General features: G+C 65.5%; 12 protein-coding genes. 9 read left to right on the plus strand and 3 right to left on the minus strand.

The window, feature by feature from the left end; translation table 11 throughout:
• Positions 1-3: 3 nt before the first annotated feature.
• Entirely contained in the window at positions 4-4,881 is a 4,878-nt protein-coding gene (locus tag AB0L58_RS40320) for a type I polyketide synthase (RefSeq protein WP_364396194.1), read from the plus strand.
• A 45-nt stretch (positions 4,882-4,926) separates the two neighbouring features.
• Here AB0L58_RS40320 and AB0L58_RS40325 read toward each other — a convergent pair whose 3' ends face one another.
• Together AB0L58_RS40325 and AB0L58_RS40330 are read right to left on the minus strand one after the other, a co-directional pair.
• On the minus strand, positions 4,927-5,685 hold the full coding sequence (locus AB0L58_RS40325; protein WP_364396105.1) for an alpha/beta fold hydrolase: 759 nt from the start codon (positions 5,683-5,685) through the stop codon (positions 4,927-4,929).
• Positions 5,686-5,713: 28 nt separating this feature from the next.
• Positions 5,714-6,583: an SAM-dependent methyltransferase gene (locus AB0L58_RS40330; protein WP_364396107.1), complete on the minus strand. Its 870-nt coding sequence runs from the start codon at positions 6,581-6,583 to the stop codon at positions 5,714-5,716.
• Between the two features lie 386 nt (positions 6,584-6,969).
• Here AB0L58_RS40330 and AB0L58_RS40335 point away from each other — a divergent pair, with 386 nt between their 5' ends.
• Positions 6,970-8,136, plus strand: coding sequence for a peptidogalycan biosysnthesis protein (locus AB0L58_RS40335; protein WP_364396109.1), 1,167 nt, complete (start codon positions 6,970-6,972; stop codon positions 8,134-8,136).
• A complete protein-coding gene (locus AB0L58_RS40340; protein ID WP_364396111.1) occupies positions 8,136-9,020 on the plus strand; it encodes a pyridoxamine 5'-phosphate oxidase family protein in 885 nt (294 codons plus the stop codon). The genes AB0L58_RS40335 and AB0L58_RS40340 overlap by 1 nt, the downstream gene beginning before the upstream one ends.
• A gap of 98 nt (positions 9,021-9,118) precedes the next feature.
• On the opposite strand, the gene AB0L58_RS40345 is transcribed toward AB0L58_RS40340, so the two are convergent.
• Positions 9,119-9,691: a TetR/AcrR family transcriptional regulator gene (locus tag AB0L58_RS40345; RefSeq protein WP_364396196.1), complete on the minus strand. Its 573-nt coding sequence runs from the start codon at positions 9,689-9,691 to the stop codon at positions 9,119-9,121.
• 225 nt (positions 9,692-9,916) lie between these two features.
• Between AB0L58_RS40345 and AB0L58_RS40350 the strand changes: the two genes are divergently transcribed.
• The 6 genes from AB0L58_RS40350 (at position 9,917) to AB0L58_RS40375 (ending at position 16,823) form a co-directional block, all read left to right on the plus strand.
• The gene (locus AB0L58_RS40350) at positions 9,917-10,939 is read left to right on the plus strand and encodes a Rieske 2Fe-2S domain-containing protein (RefSeq protein ID WP_364396113.1); all 1,023 of its coding nucleotides are present in this window, start codon (positions 9,917-9,919) and stop codon (positions 10,937-10,939) included.
• Positions 10,936-12,039: a dihydrodipicolinate reductase gene (locus AB0L58_RS40355; protein WP_364396115.1), complete on the plus strand. Its 1,104-nt coding sequence runs from the start codon at positions 10,936-10,938 to the stop codon at positions 12,037-12,039. Before AB0L58_RS40350 ends, AB0L58_RS40355 begins: the two co-directional genes overlap by 4 nt.
• Positions 12,040-12,124: 85 nt before the next feature.
• A complete protein-coding gene (locus tag AB0L58_RS40360; protein ID WP_364396198.1) occupies positions 12,125-12,271 on the plus strand; it encodes an FAD-dependent monooxygenase in 147 nt (48 codons plus the stop codon).
• A 103-nt stretch (positions 12,272-12,374) separates the two neighbouring features.
• On the plus strand, positions 12,375-13,394 hold the full coding sequence (locus tag AB0L58_RS40365) for a beta-ketoacyl-ACP synthase 3 (protein ID WP_364396117.1): 1,020 nt from the start codon (positions 12,375-12,377) through the stop codon (positions 13,392-13,394).
• The gene (locus tag AB0L58_RS40370) at positions 13,394-14,362 is read left to right on the plus strand and encodes a zinc-binding dehydrogenase (RefSeq protein WP_364396200.1); all 969 of its coding nucleotides are present in this window, start codon (positions 13,394-13,396) and stop codon (positions 14,360-14,362) included. The genes AB0L58_RS40365 and AB0L58_RS40370 overlap by 1 nt, the downstream gene beginning before the upstream one ends.
• 256 nt (positions 14,363-14,618) lie before the next feature.
• Complete coding sequence (locus tag AB0L58_RS40375) at positions 14,619-16,823, plus strand: hypothetical protein (protein ID WP_364396119.1); 2,205 nt, start codon at positions 14,619-14,621, stop codon at positions 16,821-16,823.
• Positions 16,824-16,935 lie beyond the last annotated feature (112 nt).

Below are 16,935 nucleotides of genomic sequence, written 5' to 3' on the forward strand. Positions count from 1 at the left end.
AATATCGGTCATGCTCAGGCGGCTGCTGGTGTGGGTGGTGTGATCAAGATGGTCATGGCGATGCGGCACGGGGTGTTGCCGCGGACGCTGCATGTCGATGCGCCCAGTTCCAAGGTTGATTGGTCCGAGGGCCATATCCGTTTGTTGACCGAGGCGGTGGTGTGGCCGGAGGTGGATCGGCCGCGGCGTGCGGGTGTGTCCTCGTTCGGCATCAGTGGCACCAACGCTCATGTCATCATCGAACAGGCCCCGGTGCCGATGATGGAGCCGGAGCCTGTGGTCAAGTCCGCGCCGGCGGGCGGGTTGCTGCCATGGGCGGTCTCGGCCCGCAGCGCCGATGCTCTCGCCGCGCAGGGCGCTCGCCTGGCATCGCATGTGGTCGACCGTGATCCGATCGATGTCGGCTTCTCGCTGGCGTCGTCGCGCAGTGTCTTCGAGCATCGGGCCGTTGTGGTGGCCGATGACCGTGCGGGGCTGCTCGCGGGCGTGCGGGCGCTGGCCGCCGGTGCGCCGGCATCCGGTGTGGTTTCCGGCCGCGTGCTGGCGGGTTCGACGGGTGTGGTGTTCTCGGGTCAGGGTGCGCAGTGGGCTGGTATGGCCGCCGGGCTGCGGACTGCGTATCCGGTGTTCGCCGAGCATTTCGATGCGATTGTCGCCGAGTTGGATCCGCTTTTGGGGCAGTCGGTTTCGTTGGGCGTGGCGTTGAATGGCGACGACCTTGTCGATCGGACGGTGTTTGCGCAGGCGGGGTTGTTCGCGTTCGAGGTGGCGTTGTTTCGGTTGCTCGAATCGTGGGGTGTGTGTGTGGATGTGGTGGCTGGTCATTCGATTGGTGAGGTTGTTGCTGCGTATGTGGCGGGTGTGTTGTCGTTGTCGGATGCGTGTGTGTTGGTGGCGGCGCGTGGTCGTTTGATGCAGGCGTTGCCTGCTGGTGGGGCGATGGTCGCTGTGGGTGCGTCCGAGGCTGATGTGCGGCCTTTGCTGGTCGGTGGGGTGTCGATTGCGGCGGTGAATGGTCCGTCGTCGGTGGTGCTTTCCGGTGTCGAGGATGCGGTCGTCGCTGTTGTCGGGGTGTGCATCGAGCGTGGTTGGCGGACGCGTCGGTTGCGGGTTTCGCATGCTTTCCATTCGGCGTTGATGGAGCCGATGTTGGTCGAGTTCGCTTCGGTGATTGCGGGTTTGGTTTTCTCGCGGCCGAGCATCCCGGTGGTGTCGACGGTGACCGGTGCGCGGATCACCGATGAGATGTCGGATCCTGCGTATTGGGTCGGTCAGGTCCGGGATACGGTCCGTTTCGCCGATGCCGTCGCGGCGATGGCGGGTCTGGGTGTAGTCCGGTTCGCCGAGGTCGGCCCGGATGCGGTGCTGACACCGATGATCGCCCAAACCCTGGACACCGCAACAACTATCGCGCTGTCGAAACGAAACACAGCGGACTCCGCGATCGTGCTGACCGGCCTCGCCCGACTGCACGTCTCGGGTGCGACGGTGGATTGGACGACGTACTACGCCGGCACCGGCGGCGTGCGGATCGACCTGCCGACCTATGGCTTCCAGCACCGCCGCTTCTGGTCCACCGGCCCGCTGCACACCGGCGAGGCGCATGCACTCGGCTTGCGGTCCACCGACCACCCGATGCTGGGTGCCCTGGTGGCACAGCCGGAGAGCGGCGGCGTCCGATTCACCGGCCGCCTGTCCACGAACACTCATCCCTGGCTGGCCGATCACGACGTGCTCGGCACGGTGTTGCTGCCGGGCACCGGATTCGTCGAACTGGCCGCCCACGTCGGCGACCAGGTCGACTGCCCGGAGCTGGCGGAACTCACCCTGCTGGCGCCACTGGTGTTCCAAGGGCAGGCGGGCGTCGATATCCAGGTGATCCTCGGCGACGGCGACGACACCGGTCGCCGACGGCTCGACGTCTACTCCCGGCGGGACGGCGACGATCCGTCGGTGCCGTGGACGCACCACGCGCAGGGCACGGTGAGCCCGAGCCGGGAAACCGATTCACCGGATGACTGGACGGACTTCGTACGGTGGCCACCGGCCGGTGCCACGGACATCGAATTGGCCGGCGCCTATGACGTACTCGCCGACCACGGCTATAACTACGGGCCAGCCTTCCGCGGACTGGAAGCCCTGTGGCGCCGCGGTGAGGACCTCTTCGCCGAGGTCGCGCTGCCCGAGCCGACCGCCACCCAGGGCTATGGCGTGCATCCGGCGCTGTTGGACGCGGCCATGCACGCGCTGTCCTTCGGTCTCCCGCAGGGCGTGGACGAGCAGGCCGAGCGGCCGACCCTGGTGCCGTTCGTCTGGTCGTCGGTGCGGGTGCACGCCGACGGAACCCGGCGGGTGCGGGTGCGATTGTCCTGGCTGAACCAGGGCGAGGTCGCCCTGGCCATGACCGATCCCGCTGGGGCACCACTGTTGTCCGTCGGGTCGCTCGCGCTGCGCCCGATGTCGATCGACCTGCTCTCGGCCGCAACCCGATCCGCGCCGGACGGGCGGTACGAGCTCAGCTGGCGGCCAGGGCCGGAACTGCGCTCGGCGGGTTCGTGGGCCGGGTGGGGGTCGGCTGCGTCGGCCTCGGTCGTCGTGTTCTGCCCCCCGGTCGACGGCGACGACGAGCCGGCCCGGTTGCGCACCGCGCTGCACCGCACGCTCGGCGTCGTACAGGAGTTCCTGCGCGAGGATCGCTACGCGGCAAGCACTTTGGCTGTGGTCACCGACGCTGCCGCCGGTCCGGCCACGGCCGCGGTGTGGGGCCTGGTGCGTGCGGCGCAGGCGGAGCATCCCGGGCGGATCGTGCTCGTCGAGGCCACGGCTGAGACCACCCCGGATCACCTTGCCGCCGCGGCGATGTCGGGTGAACCGGAATTGGCCGTCCGGGCGGACGGGACACGGGTGCCGCGGCTCGTGCGGGCCGCGCCGCCCGAGTCGGACCCGCGGGCACCCTGGGATCCGGAACGGACGGTACTGATCACCGGTGGCACCGGCGGAATCGGTCGTCACCTCGCCAGGCACCTGGTGAGCGAACACGGTGTGCGGCACCTGCTGCTGGCCGGCCGCCGCGGACCGGATGCCGCCGCGGATCTCGTCGCGGAATTGACCGACCTCGGTGCCCGGGTGCGCGTGGCCGCCTGCGACGTCGCGGACCGAAATGCGTTGCGAGAACTGCTCGCTTCGGTCCCGGCCGAGTATCCCCTCGGCGCGGTCGTGCATGTGGCGGGTGTTGCCCACAACGGGATGCTCGAGACCTCGACACCGGAGCAGATCGATTACTCCCTCGGTGCCAAGGCCGACGCGGCCTGGTATCTGCACGAGCTCACCCGGGCCGCCGGCCTGTCCGCCTTCGTGCTGATCTCCTCGGTGGCGGGGTCGATCCTGCCCGCCGGCCAGGGCGGATACGCGGCAGCCAACGCGTTCCTCGACGCGCTCGCCACCCACCGGCACGCCGAAGGTCTGCCGGCCACCGCGCTCGCCTATGGTCTGTGGGATATCGAAACGGGCCTGTCACAGTGGCTGAGCCAGGCCGACCGGCAGCGCATGCGCCGCCAGGGTCTGCCGCCACTGGCCGCGGGCAAGGCGCTCGAATTGTTCGATACCGCAGTAGCTTCGGAGACCCCGGCGAGCATCCTGACCGAGATCGATCTGCCCGCCCTGCGGGCTCGGGACGCGGTGCCCGCGCTGCTGCGCGACCTGGCCAAACGAGCCGGGCGGCGGCAGAGCGTCGGGGCCGAGGACACGGGTGCGCTGCGTCGGCAACTGGCCCAGCTCCCGGAGTCCGAGCAGGAAGAGTTGCTTCGCAAGCACATTCTCGAGACCGCGGCCAGGCTGCTGGGGCATGAGAGCGTCGATGCTCTCGACCCGGAGCGGGATTTTCTCGAATCGGGATTCGACTCACTGGCAGCCATGGAGCTGCGGACCACGCTCAACGCGTCCACCGGACTGACACTCCCGACCGCCGCGATCTTCGATCACAAGACACCGGCGGCTCTGGCCCGATACCTGCGGAAGGAGCTCAGTCAAGGCTCACGAAGCGGCAATGAGCAAGTCGGCGAGGATGATTCGTTGTATGGGATGTTCCGTGGCGCGGTAGCGTCCGGCCAATCCGGGAAGGGCTTCGCCTTGTTGCGGGCGGCGGCGGAGCTGCGCGAGCAGTTTTCCTCGGCGCACGAACTGGACCGACTGCCGGTGCCCACCCGACTCGGCGCGGGCTTCGCCCTGCCGCGCATCATTTGCCTCGCGCCGCCGCTGGCCACCGGCGGCGCGCACCAATACGCCCGGATCGTTTCGCATTTGCGAACCGCCCGTGACGTTTCGGCGCTGGCTCCGATCGGTTGCCGGACGGGAGAGCCACTTCCGGCGACGCCGACGGCGGCCGCGGAAGCATTGGCGCGCGCTGTCCTGGAGGCGGCGCAGGGCGATCCGTTCGTTCTGCTCGGCTACTCCTCGGGCGGGCTGCTGGCTTACCGCGTCACCGAGCACCTGGAAGCGGCCGGTGGCCCAGCGCCCGCGGGCGTAGTCATGCTGGACACCTACAAGGTGCACGATGACAGCGAATGGCTGCTGCGAGCGATGGCCGACCACATGGTGTCGAACGAAGCCACATTCGGTCGCTTCGACCGGGATCGACTGACGGGTATGGGTCGGTACGTGCAGCTGCTACAGCAGATGATGCCCGGCTCCGTCGCCACACCCGCGCTGTTCGTCCAGTGCGCCCAGAACTTCCTGGGGAGCGCATCGGATCGCGTGGACTGGCAGGCCGAACCGTGGGATTCGATGCACACCGTTGTTTCGGTACCGGCTAACCACTTCTCGATCCTGGAGGACGGTTCGGCGGATGTTGCCGAAGCGATCGAGCGCTGGCTCGAGGGCTAGGAACAACGACCGGGTGGGCGAGTTGCTCACCCGGTCGTTGCGGCGCTAGCTCGAGAGCGCTCGGGTGCAATGATCGCGAATCAGCTGTCCTATCGGTTGGCGATTCGCATCGATGAAGAAATGACCGCCTGGAAATGATTTCGCGAAGAAGCTTCCCGTGGTGTGCGAGCCCCATACCTCGATTTCCGCGAGACTCGCATCGGGGTCACGGTCGCCGACCATCGCGACGATAGGGCTGCTGACCATCGCGTCCGCACTGCACTCGTAGGTCTCGATGGCTCGATAGTCGTTCCTGACGATCGACAGGATCAGCTCTCGAAATTCGGGATCCTCGAGCAACGCCGCCGGTGTACCGCCGAACTGCAGTAGCTGCTCACAGAGTTCTCGATCGCGCAACAGGTGCACACGCAACTCGGGTTGCGCGGCCGAAGGCGCGCGCCGACCGGAGGCGAACAGGACCCGCGCGCGCACTCCCAATTTCTGCTCGAGCCGCGCGCAGGCCTCGAAAGCTACGACAGATCCCATACTGTGCCCGAACAAGGAGAAATCCTGGGCCCCCTCGACCGCTGCTATCAGCTCGGGCAGCAGGCCATCGACGAGGCCGGAGATATTCCCCACGAGCGGTTCACGTCTTCTATCCTGTCGCCCCGGATACTGAACAGCGAGAACCTCATATTCTGCCCCCACGCATTCGGCCAATGGCCCGAAGGATATGGCCGAGCCGCCCGCGTGCGGGAAGCAGACCAATTTATGAGATCCATCACCCGGCGCGGGGGACAGGGGACGTAGCCAGCTGCTACCCATAGGGTGGAGAGCCTTTCGTTACGGCGAGCTAGCGGCTCGATGGTGTGTGCTCGAGCCGCACGACCGCACTCCAAGGCTTCCACGAATTTTCGAGCGGCTTGCGGGGATCCGGTTGTGGGAAGAGCATGAACGGCTTCATGAACCAGGGCAGTCGGTGGAACCGGTGGGCCGCCGAGGCCAGCAGGTTCACCTCGTCGGCCGTCCAGCCGAGGTCGGCGAAGAAGCCGAGCGGATCGACCGGACCGAACTGCCAGGGGGCGTTGGCCAGCAGTTCGGTGGTGGCTCTGCCCATTCGCTTCACAATCGCCTGGTTATTGACATCCATTGCCCACCAAGCAATTTCAGGACGAGACAGCGCGGCGGCCAAGCCGGCGACGTCGTCGTCGCTGAGGTAGTAGACCAGCCCCTCGGTGAGCACCAGCGCGCGCTGCGCACCAGCGAGGGCCTCGTCCAGGAACTGCCGCCGGGCCTCGGGATCAGCGAGGTCCACCGCCGTGCGGGTGAGTGCGCAGCGCGGCGACTCCCCGGTCAGCAGCTTGTTCTTCTCGGCGACCAATTCAGGGAGATCGGCCTCTATCCACGGGAATTCGGCGGGCAACTCCAGCCGGTACGGGCGGGTATCCATACCCGCGGCCATATTGACCACCAGATCGCAGCCCTGCGCGATGGTCTTCAGGATCAGGTCGTCGATGAGCTTGGTCCGGGTGACCAGATTCCAGCCATTGAGCATCAAGCGCGGTGTGTGGGCGGCTATGGCGCGGCCCCGCTCCCCGGCGACTCGGTCGGCGAGGGGATCGTGAAAGAGGGCGTCCGGCCGTGCGGATTCGGTGGCGCGGAAGGCGGCCACCCATCGGGCGGTGTCGGAAACATTGGTAACTAGTTCAGCGGTCTCGGCCACCAGTGCAGTCTTGCACAGCAAACGAAACGCCGCTCAAAGGTAGCAGGCGCGCACGACCGGGGCTCTACGGAGCTTTCCACTACGCCGAGCGAGTCGTGTTGCCGCCCAAGTGGATCTCGGTGCGGGCGGCCCCGCCGACAGTAGCGGCAATCGGCTGACCAGCTAACGGATCGTGCGGTGACCGTCCCGTGCCACTGGACTCGACCCGCGAAAGTCGCCGGCTCAGGATGCCGAATATTGACTGGACAACCTGAGTCGTGCCGGGAAGACCGGGCAGCGGAAAGGGTGAATTCCCAAGTGCGGGAACAAGTGCTGGTCAGCCCACACTGCATCGGCGGCCCGGATGTCCTACGATCGCGGAATCTGCTAGTAGCTCGGGACGAACTATGCTGTGCACATCCATCGAAACGCGCCGGGTCGAAGCCGTTGACGCGATCGGCGCGGTCGAATGGGATGACCTTGTTCCGCCGGGCGAGCTGTTCTGCAGCTATGCCTGGCTGCGCCATCTGGATGAGGTGGCAGGCCCGCATCCGGTCCTGACGATCAGCATCGGTAATCGGATCACCGGTGCGACTGCGCTCTGGGATGGCGAGCAAACGCCAGGGCTGTTCCATCTGCCGGAATTCTTTCCGAAGGTTCCGGGCCCGTGGCAGCGCACGTTCGTCTGGCTCGGCGCCCGTCGGTCGGTGCGCAACGGTCTGATCTGCACGGCTGGGCCGCAACGGTCGGCGACGTTGGCGCACCTGCTGGCCGGTTCGCTCGATTACGCCCGGGAGAACGGGCATGTCGGGGTGGTCATGCCGTATCTCCCGGTAAGTGCCGCAAGAGAACTCGGGCGCGCGCATCCCGCCGCTCACGTGCTACTGCATGCTGCCGAGGCTACGGTCGCGGTGCCCCCACGTGGAACCGCGGATTTTGTCGAGCATGCGGGCGGACACAACCGCAAGCGACGACTCCGAGAGCTCCGTGACTTCGCGGCCGCCGACTTCACCCTGGAATGGGTCGATCTCACCGTCGAGATCGAGGCCGTGATAGCACCGCTGATCGCAGCCACCCGCCGCAGATACGGCAGTGGCCAAGGTGTCGCGTGGATGTTGGGTGTTTTTGCCGCACAGCGCCGAGTCGGTCTGCTCGACCACGCAAAAGTGTTGCTGTGCCATCGAAATGGCAGGCTGGCCACCGTTGCCGTGTGTTACCGCCACGGCGACAGCCTGCACGGCCGGTATTTCGGCGCGGACGAGGCGGTGAGCCGAGACGGGTACCCGTATTTCGTCACCACCTGTTATGCCCCCATCGATTACGCCGCACACAATGGGTTATCCCGGCTCTTCCTGTCGACCTCCGCACTGGAAGCAAAGATCCGTCGTGGTGCGACCGTGGAACCGCTCGCGGCCGTCGTGCTGCTCGACGACGGTGAACTCGACGTCGAACACGTGCGTGCGCACAACAGGGATCTAGCGCACGGTTACCGTGACCGATTTTCCAAGTACTTGTCCTCGTTGAGCCGTGACTGGCTCGATTTCTGTCCTGATCCGAACGAAAGGCCCGCCTGATGCTGCACTTGGTCTACCGGTTCAAACCGACGGTAAAGGCTCGAACAGATCTGGCCGCGTTCTGGCAGTGGATCGCAGACCGCCAGCTCTGGTTCTATGCCGATCTGGATATGGTTCTCGATACCCGGTGGCACACGGTGACCATCGGGGACGATGTGCACAGCCTCGAGCATCATGTCACTTTCGCCGACGAAGCCGAATGGGGCCGCTATCGTCGCGAAATCAGTGCTCGGTCCCGTGATCCGGAATGGGAGAAACGGCGGACAGGCCAGGACGAGTGGTATGAGATCCTCGACGCCCGAATCCTCACCGACCCGATGATTCCCATCCCGTTACCCGCACCCGGGCAATCCGGACGGGGATCGGACGCGGCGGCTCTCGCACTGCGCAGCCGTGTCCTGCTCGATCGGGCTCGGTTCGTCACGCTCGCCACCAGTGGCCCTGCCGGTCCATGGTCGTCCACCGTCAACTACGTTGTGCTGCACGAGCCGCTGCGACTGCTGTGGTATTCGCTGCGCGATGCGCGGCATTCGATGAATATCGCCCGCGCACCGCAGGTTGCGGGCTCGATATTCTTGACCGGGCTGACCGGATCCGATGCACCGTCGGGCATACCGATCGACGGCGCCCAGTTCACCGGCAAGTGCCGCGAAGTCGCCGCCGAGGAACTGCCCGCCTACTACGACCGCTATTACGAATCGAACTTTCCCGACCCCGCGGTCCGTGCCGAGTGGATGCTGCCGCTCGACGAATTCCGCGCCGCAGGTCCCCGCCGGTTCTATCTCCTCGATATCGACCGGTGGTGGCTTTACGACGCACAACGCTGGACCGAGGACAAGCACGACACCAGAATCGAAGTCTCCGTCGCCGCCATCGACCGGTGACAGCCTCGACAACACTTCTCCTCGGCGAACCGAGCGAAGGCCCGAATCTCGGGACGCGCGAGTGAAGGCCGAATTATTCGATCCGAATCGGGGCTCGCTCAAACCGTCGACCGGCCCGAATCTTCGAGGTACGCGACGATGGCGTTGGTGAGTCCGCGCCGGGCCTTGTCGAGGTCGGAGTAGGTGCCGAGCTGGCGTTCGGAGTTGATGCCGCGCATGGCGCCCGGAATGAGTGCCGCGATCTCCGCCACACGGTCGGGGTCCACGCCGAGGTCCGCGAAGGCGTGTTGGCAGGTCTCGAGCCAGCCTCGGCCCCAGGATGCGAGTTCGGCGGCGGTGCGCGGGTAGAGCTGTTCCAGTTCGGTGTGATCGCGCGGCAACGCGGCACGCAGGTTCTCGATCGCCCGCGAGTCGGGGGAGGTGAGTCCCGCGTAGAGCGTGTCGATGATGCTGGCGACGCGCTGGCGAAGCGGGGCCGTGGTGTCGGTGAAGGTGAGCATTTCGGCTCGCCGCTCGGCGGTGTAGTGCAGCACGGCGGCCCAGAGCCCGTCGTTGTCGCCGAACTGATATTTGACCGCACCCCAGGTGGCGCCGATTTCGCGGGCGATCTTGCTGGCCGACACGGCCCCGGGGTCACCGGTGGCCAGCGATCGCACCGCTGCTCTCAGCATGTTCTCCCGGGTGGCGTCGCCCCGCCGATTCGTGCGTCGCGCATTGACTTCCCGGTCGGTCACTTTCCAGATGTTAGCTGGCGCGGATGTCCTGGCCCGGCTCGGTGCAGCGCGTCCGGCCGCCTTCGAATCTCCGCCCGTTGCGCCGCTTTTCATAGTTTCACAGTACCCACTGTGATAGTTTCACGGCGGTCACTGTGATTCGGCTCGGGAGAGGACACCGAGATGGCGAAACCGCCGCTATCGATGAAGCCGACGGGATGGTTCCAGGTCGCGTGGGCGGCCGAGGTCGGCGTCGGCGAGGTCCATCGGATGACGTACTTCGGCCAGGAGTTGGTGGCGTGGCGGGCGCAATCGGGCCGGCTGACAGTGCAGGACGCGTACTGCGAACATCTGGGCGCTCATCTGGGCTACGGCGGGCACGTCGAGGGCGAGGTCATCCAATGTCCCTTTCACGGCTGGCAGTGGGACCACGAGGGCCGCAATGTCTGCATTCCGTACGAGAAGCATCCCAATCGGGGCAGGCGCATCCGCACCTATCCGGTCGTCGAGCGCAATGAATCGGTCTACATCTGGCACGACGTCGACGGTCGCGCCCCCTATTTCGATGTGCCCGATGTATTCACCGGATTCGGCGACGACAGCAGTTCGGCGGACTACTACCCCGCGGCCACCCTGTTCCGGGAGCGACTGGAACTTCATCCGCAGTACGCGCTCGAAAACGGTGTCGACTTCGCGCATTTCAAGTTCGTGCACCAGACGCCGATCGTGCCGGTGTTCACCAGGCACGACTTCGACGAACCGGTGTCCTATGTCGACTTCACCATCACCTTCGAAGGTGATGACGGGCAGTCCATTGCGGACGTCAACAGTGGCGTCGAAGCGATCAACGGCGGACTGGGCGTCGCGGTGACCAAGAGTTGGGGCATGGTCGACAACCGGACCATCACGGCGGTCACCCCGGTCGACGACAACACCTCCGATATTCGTTTCAGCGTGTACATCGGCCGTCGGTCCGGCTCGGATACGGCGCAGGCCGAGCAGCGAGCACAGACGTTCGCCGCGGAGGTCATCCGCCAGTTCACCCAGGACATCAATATCTGGCAACACCAGCGCTATTCGGATCCACCGGCGCTGTCCGGAAGTGAGTACAAGGGCTTCAACGCCATTCGCACCTGGGCTGAGCAGTTCTACCCACACCCGACGCCCGACAACCATCCGTCCGGCCAGAAAGACAGGCACCAATGACCGCACCTACCAGCGCACCGATTCGGGTGTTCCAGGTTGCCACCGGCAATGTCGGTACCGAAATGATCAAACGAATCGGCAACCACCCCGATCTCGAACTCATCGGATTGCATTGCTACACACCGGAGAAGATCGGCCGGGACGCGGGCGAGATCGCCGGGCTGGCACCGAACGGTGTCATCGCGACCGGCTCGGTCGAGGAGATCATCGCCGCCGCACCCGATGTGCTGACCTTCCACGGCGTATTTCCGGACGAAGACCTCTATGTCGAGGTGCTCGAAGCGGGCATCGACATCGTCACCACGGCGGACTGGATCACCGGCTGGCATCGCGACACCAACCACCCGCACCCGTCGGGCAAGCCGGTGACCCAGCTCCTGCGCGAGGCGTGCGCGAAAGGTGGCTCCACCTTCTACGGCACCGGTATGAACCCCGGCCTGAACCAGATCCTCGGTGTGGTGTGCTCCGCCGACGTCGCCGAGATCGAGAACATCATCACCCTCGAATCCGTCGACGTGTCGTGCCACCACTCCAAGGAGACCTGGATCGAGGTCGGCTACGGATTGCCGGTCGACGATCCGAGCATTCCGGGCAAGCTGGAGAAATACACCCGCGTCTTCGCCGACAGTGTCCTGTTGATGGCCGACTGCTTCGGTCTGGAGCTCGACGATGTCGAGTTCACCTACGAACTCGGCGCCTGCACCAGGGACGTCGATCTGGGCTGGTACAAGCTGCCGAAGGGGTCGCTCGGCGGTAACCACATCAAGTACCGGGGCATGGTCGACGGTGTCGCGCGAATCGAGACGCATCTGGAGTGGCAGATGACCCCGCACACCGACCCGAGCTGGAATATCAAGGGCTGCTATATAACTCGGATCAAGGGCGATCCGTGCGTCTACAACAAGCACATGATTCTCCCGAAGCCCGGCGTCGACCTCTCGAATCCGGACAACTTCGCTTCGATCGGTATGACCGTCACCGGACTGCCCGCACTCAACGCGATCGCATCCGTGGTCGCCGCTCCGCCGGGACTGTTGACCAGCGCGGACCTCCCGCTGCGCGGCTTCGCCGGTCGGTTTCGGAAATCCGCTCCCCATTAGGGAAACGGGGCGCGCCCACTCCTTCTCGACACGAAGCAGAGTCCACCGAATACGACAACTGTCGCGCTGGACCTTCTAGGATCGGCTGGCCGACCGATATCGCGCTGGACGGATCCTGCTGGCCGGCGATGCGGCCCACCTGTTTCCGGCCACCGGCGTGGCGATCAATGCGGGCATGCTCGACACGGTCGACAGCGAGTCAACCGACACTGCTCCCGCTATTTCCCACTAGCGGGAGCAGTGCCGACGCGCCCATAGGATCCAGGCAGCGGACCCAGGCGCTACTGCGCCGGGCCGCATTCGTGCCGGAATCTCGCGGACAGCAAGGACAATCGATGAATCCCAAGTCGCTTCGTCAGCCCTCCCTTACCCGACCAGTCGGTATTGTCAGCGTCGGCTTGCATATTCCGCCACGGGTAGTGACGAATGCGGAGTTGATCGAGGGGCTCGATACCACCGACGAGTGGATCCGGGCCCGAACCGGAATCGCCGAACGTCATTTCGCCGATTCGGATTCGGCCACTTCCGATCTCGCGGTCGCAGCGGCCCGGCAGGCGCTCGACGCCGCCGGGATCGCCGCTTCGGATCTCGATGCCGTCCTCGTCGCCACCTTCAGCCCCGATCAGCCGCTGCCGTCGACCGCATTGACGGTAAAGCAGGCGCTCGGTGCCGATCACGCCCTCCCATTCGATATCGCGCAAGCCGCGTGCGCGGGTGGTATCTACGCACTGCTCGTGGCTGCGCACCTGCTGCAGAATCCGGCGTTTTCCCACGTCATGGTGGTCGGTGCCGACTGCGGCTCGCGCATGACCGATCCGCAGGACCGCACCACCAGGGTGTTCTTCGGTGATGCCGCGGGGGCCGTGGTGCTCGGTGGCGTACCCGAAGGCTTCGGATTGCTCGCCTGGGATACCGGTGATGACCTCTCGCATGCGGTCGGCATCCCCGCGGGCGGCTCGCGCCGACCGTTTTCCGAGGCAGTGCTGCACGACCGCAGCCACTACCTGCAGATGAACGGGAAGGGCGCGTGGAATGCCGCGACCGGACGACTGCCGCACAGTATCCGGGAGGTGGCCGCGCGCGCGGCCGTGCCGCTGCACGAAGTCGATCATTTTCTGCTGCATCAGGCCAACATCAACATTCTCGCCGATGTCATGAAGCAGTTGGACATACCGATCGAGCGCGTACCGGTGAATGTCGATCGCCTCGGCAACACCGCGTCCGCCAGCATCTTCACCGTGCTGCACGAGCGCATGGCCGAGGTCGAGCACGGTGATCACTTGATCCTTTCGGCGATCGGTGCGGGCTATATCTGGGGGTCGCTGTGCTTCCGGCACTATGTCGGCGGTAAGTGATGTTGGCGGTCGCGGCGCTCGCCGCGTCTGCCGAAGATCCGCTGAGCTGCCTACATGTCGGGGATTGGGCGGAGCCGGTGGTCGCCGACGGCTGGACGACCATCGCCGTGGTGGCGGCCGCGCTGAACCATCACGACTTGTGGACGTTGCGTGGCGTCGGACCGGCGAAGCAGCGGTGGCCGATCGTGCTCGGCACCGACGCCGCGGGTATCGACGAGGACGGCAACCCGGTGATCGTCTATCCGGTCATCGGCAACCCCGCGGCGGGCAATGGCGACGAGACACTCGATCCCGATCGGTCGGTGCTGAGTGAAGTGTTCGACGGCACATTCGCCGAGCAGATCACGGTGCCGCGGCGCAATCTGGTCGCCAAACCGGCGTCGATGTCGTTCGAGCAGGCCGCCTGTCTGCCCGGTGCGTGGCTGACGGCATATCGGATGCTGTTCGGGCGGGTATCGCTCGGCACCGGCGATATCGTTCTGGTCCAGGGCGCAGGCGGTGGGGTGGCAACGGCGCTGATCGCGCTCGGGTCGGCCGCCGGATATCGGATGTGGGTCACCAGCCGCAGCGAGCAGCGCCGCAAGGCGGCCGAAAAGCTCGGTGCCGAAACATCTTTCGAACCGGGTGCTAGATTGCCGCGCCGGGTCGACGCGGTGATGGACACTGTCGGTGCGGCCACCTGGGCGCATTCCATGCGCAGTGTGCGCGACGGTGGTTCCATCGTGGTGAGCGGTGCGACGAGTGGTGCGCAGCCGCCAGCCGAACTGACGCACATCTTCTATCGACAGGTGAGTGTGGTCGGCTCGATGCTCGGTACCCGCGATCAGCTGTCGGAGCTCGGCGCCTTTTGTGTGGCCCACGGCATCGATCCGGTCATCGATCGAGTACTTCCGATGACCCGCGCCCGCGAAGGTCTGGCCGCGCTCGAATCCAATGCGGTCTTCGGCAAGGTCGTCCTCGCCGTGTGAACTCCGGTGTGCCGAGGATGAATGTGGGGAACGGGATTGCGGGCGCGGTTTCGGTCCGACGTCATCGGCGCGCCTCATCGGTGTGCCGTCGAGAACCGCCGGAAGTGGACGTTAGGTGAACAACTGGTTTCTCAAAAGTGTTGCCACGCAACAATAGTTGCGTCATGCTGAAGGCATGGCCAGACGGTCGAAGAGGCGGCCGGTCCGGCCTAGGTGGGGATCCGAGGATCCGCAGGGGTGCTGTCCGCGCCCCGTCATGTTGTCGCATCGATTCCGTGCCAGCCGGTGGCGGCGGCGCGTCGGCTGGCTGTTAACCGTCATCTTCGTGCTGTCCGTCTTTCCCGGACTCGTCGGCGCTGTGGCCAGCGCGCAGTACCAGGCGGCGGCGACCGGCGGCACTGTCTCCGAAATCGACGGTCTCAGTTGGATGCACATCCGCGATTCGTTCGGGGTTCCGCTGGCGAACTACGCCTTCGCAACCAACCACGGCGGGGTGCTGGATCCCGGCTCGACGATTCTCTGGGCGATCCTCGGCTTCGAATTCATCGGCTATATCGCCATCGTGACGACCGCGATCTGGTTGATCGGCAATGCCCTGAGTTTCCAGTGGCTCAACATGTTCGGCTCGGCGCTGACCGGCGTCGCGGATCGGGTGACCGGTGCGATCGCGACGCCGATGCTGCTGATCACCGCCGCGACGATCGGCGCGTTCTGCGTCGCCTGGTTCTGGTTGCGTGGATATCACGCCAAGGCGGTGCTGCAGATCGTCACGATGCTCGGAGTCGCCATGCTCGGTCCGGTATTCCTGGCCGAGCCGCTCGGCGATGTGCTGTCTTCGGACGGATTGCTCGCCAAGGGGCGGGATTTGGGAATTTCGGTGGCGGCCGGGCTGAACGGCAATAACAATCCGAATCCGAATCAGCTGGTGGCGACCATGCAGCAAGATCTGGCGGACAACTTCGCCCGCCGCCCGGTGCAGGTGTGGAATTTCGGGCATGTGGTCGACGAGCAACCGGCCTGCCGGTCGGCCTGGACCGCCGGGATGACCGCGGGCGATGACGAGCGGGTCCGCAGGGGTATGCAGAGTTGCGGTGATTCCGCCGCCTACGCCAAGGCTCAGAACCCGAGCATGGGGCAGGTCGGTACCGGTCTGATGCTGTTGATCTGTGGCGGCATCCTGTTGGCCTTCGCGGTGGTGCTCGGCATCCGGGTCATCAAGGCGGCCCTGGACGCGATCTACCACGGGTTCATGTCGATATTCGGTTTCGCCGCAGGCGGATTCGTCTACGGACCGACGCAGACCTTTCTGGTCCGCAATCTCGTCGACAGCATTGTCGCGGCGGGCCGGATGACCGTGTACACCATCTTTCTCGGCGTCTACGTGCTGTTCATGGGCAATCTGTTCGCGCAGGCGCAGGGGCAGACCATGGCGGTGATCGTCATCGCGGGCACCGTCGAGATCGTCGCCATCTCCCAGCTCAGACGGCTGAGCCGCAGCCTCACCCGGGGCAATGACTGGATTGCCAACCGGTTCGCGCTGGCGATACAGGGGTCTGGGGCGCGCCCCGGCGGTGGAGGTGGCGGGGGATCGGCACTCGGCATGGGTGATGCTCGGGCCGGCGGTTCGCTGCACGGCGGGCTGATGTCCGGGATGGGCGCGCTGAACACGATCAATGCGTCGCCCGCGACCGCGTGGCTCCTCGGGGCCACGGTGAGCCCGTTGAACCCGCTGTCGCGCAGGAAAAAGCGGATGGATCTCAACAACATCGCCGTCTCGCCGATGGTGCGGCAATTGCAGGAGTACAACCACGCTGGTCGCGCGAACTGGCGGATCAAGGCCGCCGGGCGGTTGAACGGAATACCCGGCGGAATCAGGTCCGCTCTCGGTGTCGGAAATGTTCTGGACGGTCTGGGCGACAGCAAGGTCCCGGACTCGATGATCGCTCCGATTCTGCTGGCCATGGGCGCGACCGATCAGCAGGTGATCGATGCCCAGCGCGCGCTGGCCGTCCAGAAGGCCAGCATGAAGGACTACAACCCGAACGGCTTCGCGCCTCTGCAGAAGGCGCTCGCCGCGGGGTACGCGGTGGAGAACCATCAAGGCGTCGCCGCGCTGCCGGCATTCGCGGGGCAGGCCGTGGTCGCTGCGGACAACTTCGTGCGGCACTCCACCGCGCCGATCAACCCGAACGCGGTAGATCACCAGTTCGTGCAGCGGGTCATGAACAGCGACGAACATCAGCTCAGAACCATCACCCCGGACGAATGGCGCAACGTCGGGCGCGATACTCGCCAACACATCGGACGGCAACTGGCGCTCCAGCACCAGGAAACGGCCACGAACTACTACCACAATCAGAACGACGCGGCTCTTCTTCAGGCGTTGCAGCTGTCGAACCGGCGTCTGGCCAACTTCAACGGCTTCGATCCGAATGGCGGACCCAACCCATGGTCTTCGTAGGCGGGCAAGGAGACCCATTCGCATAGACCCCAAAACTTGGAGAAACCTGTGGGTTGAACGTGATTGCCCCGGGGCACTAGAACCAGACGGGCCGTCAGTTATGGTGACGGCC

Source organism: Nocardia sp. NPDC052112 (assembly GCF_040680135.1).
In the GTDB taxonomy this organism is placed as follows: Bacteria; Actinomycetota; Actinomycetes; order Mycobacteriales; family Mycobacteriaceae; genus Nocardia.

Excerpts from the sequence above, each read along its gene's own strand:
- AB0L58_RS40325 (WP_364396105.1), bottom strand. The coding sequence starts at position 5,685 with ATGGGTAGCAGCTGGCTACGTCCCCTGTCCCCCGCGCCGGGTGATGGA.
- AB0L58_RS40335 (WP_364396109.1), top strand. The coding sequence starts at position 6,970 with ATGCTGTGCACATCCATCGAAACGCGCCGGGTCGAAGCCGTTGACGCG.
- AB0L58_RS40340 (WP_364396111.1), top strand. The coding sequence starts at position 8,136 with ATGCTGCACTTGGTCTACCGGTTCAAACCGACGGTAAAGGCTCGAACA.
- AB0L58_RS40345 (WP_364396196.1), bottom strand. The coding sequence starts at position 9,691 with ATGCTGAGAGCAGCGGTGCGATCGCTGGCCACCGGTGACCCCGGGGCC.
- AB0L58_RS40350 (WP_364396113.1), top strand. The coding sequence starts at position 9,917 with ATGGCGAAACCGCCGCTATCGATGAAGCCGACGGGATGGTTCCAGGTC.
- AB0L58_RS40355 (WP_364396115.1), top strand. The coding sequence starts at position 10,936 with ATGACCGCACCTACCAGCGCACCGATTCGGGTGTTCCAGGTTGCCACC.
- AB0L58_RS40365 (WP_364396117.1), top strand. The coding sequence starts at position 12,375 with ATGAATCCCAAGTCGCTTCGTCAGCCCTCCCTTACCCGACCAGTCGGT.
- AB0L58_RS40370 (WP_364396200.1), top strand. The coding sequence starts at position 13,394 with ATGTTGGCGGTCGCGGCGCTCGCCGCGTCTGCCGAAGATCCGCTGAGC.
- AB0L58_RS40375 (WP_364396119.1), top strand. The coding sequence starts at position 14,619 with ATGTTGTCGCATCGATTCCGTGCCAGCCGGTGGCGGCGGCGCGTCGGC.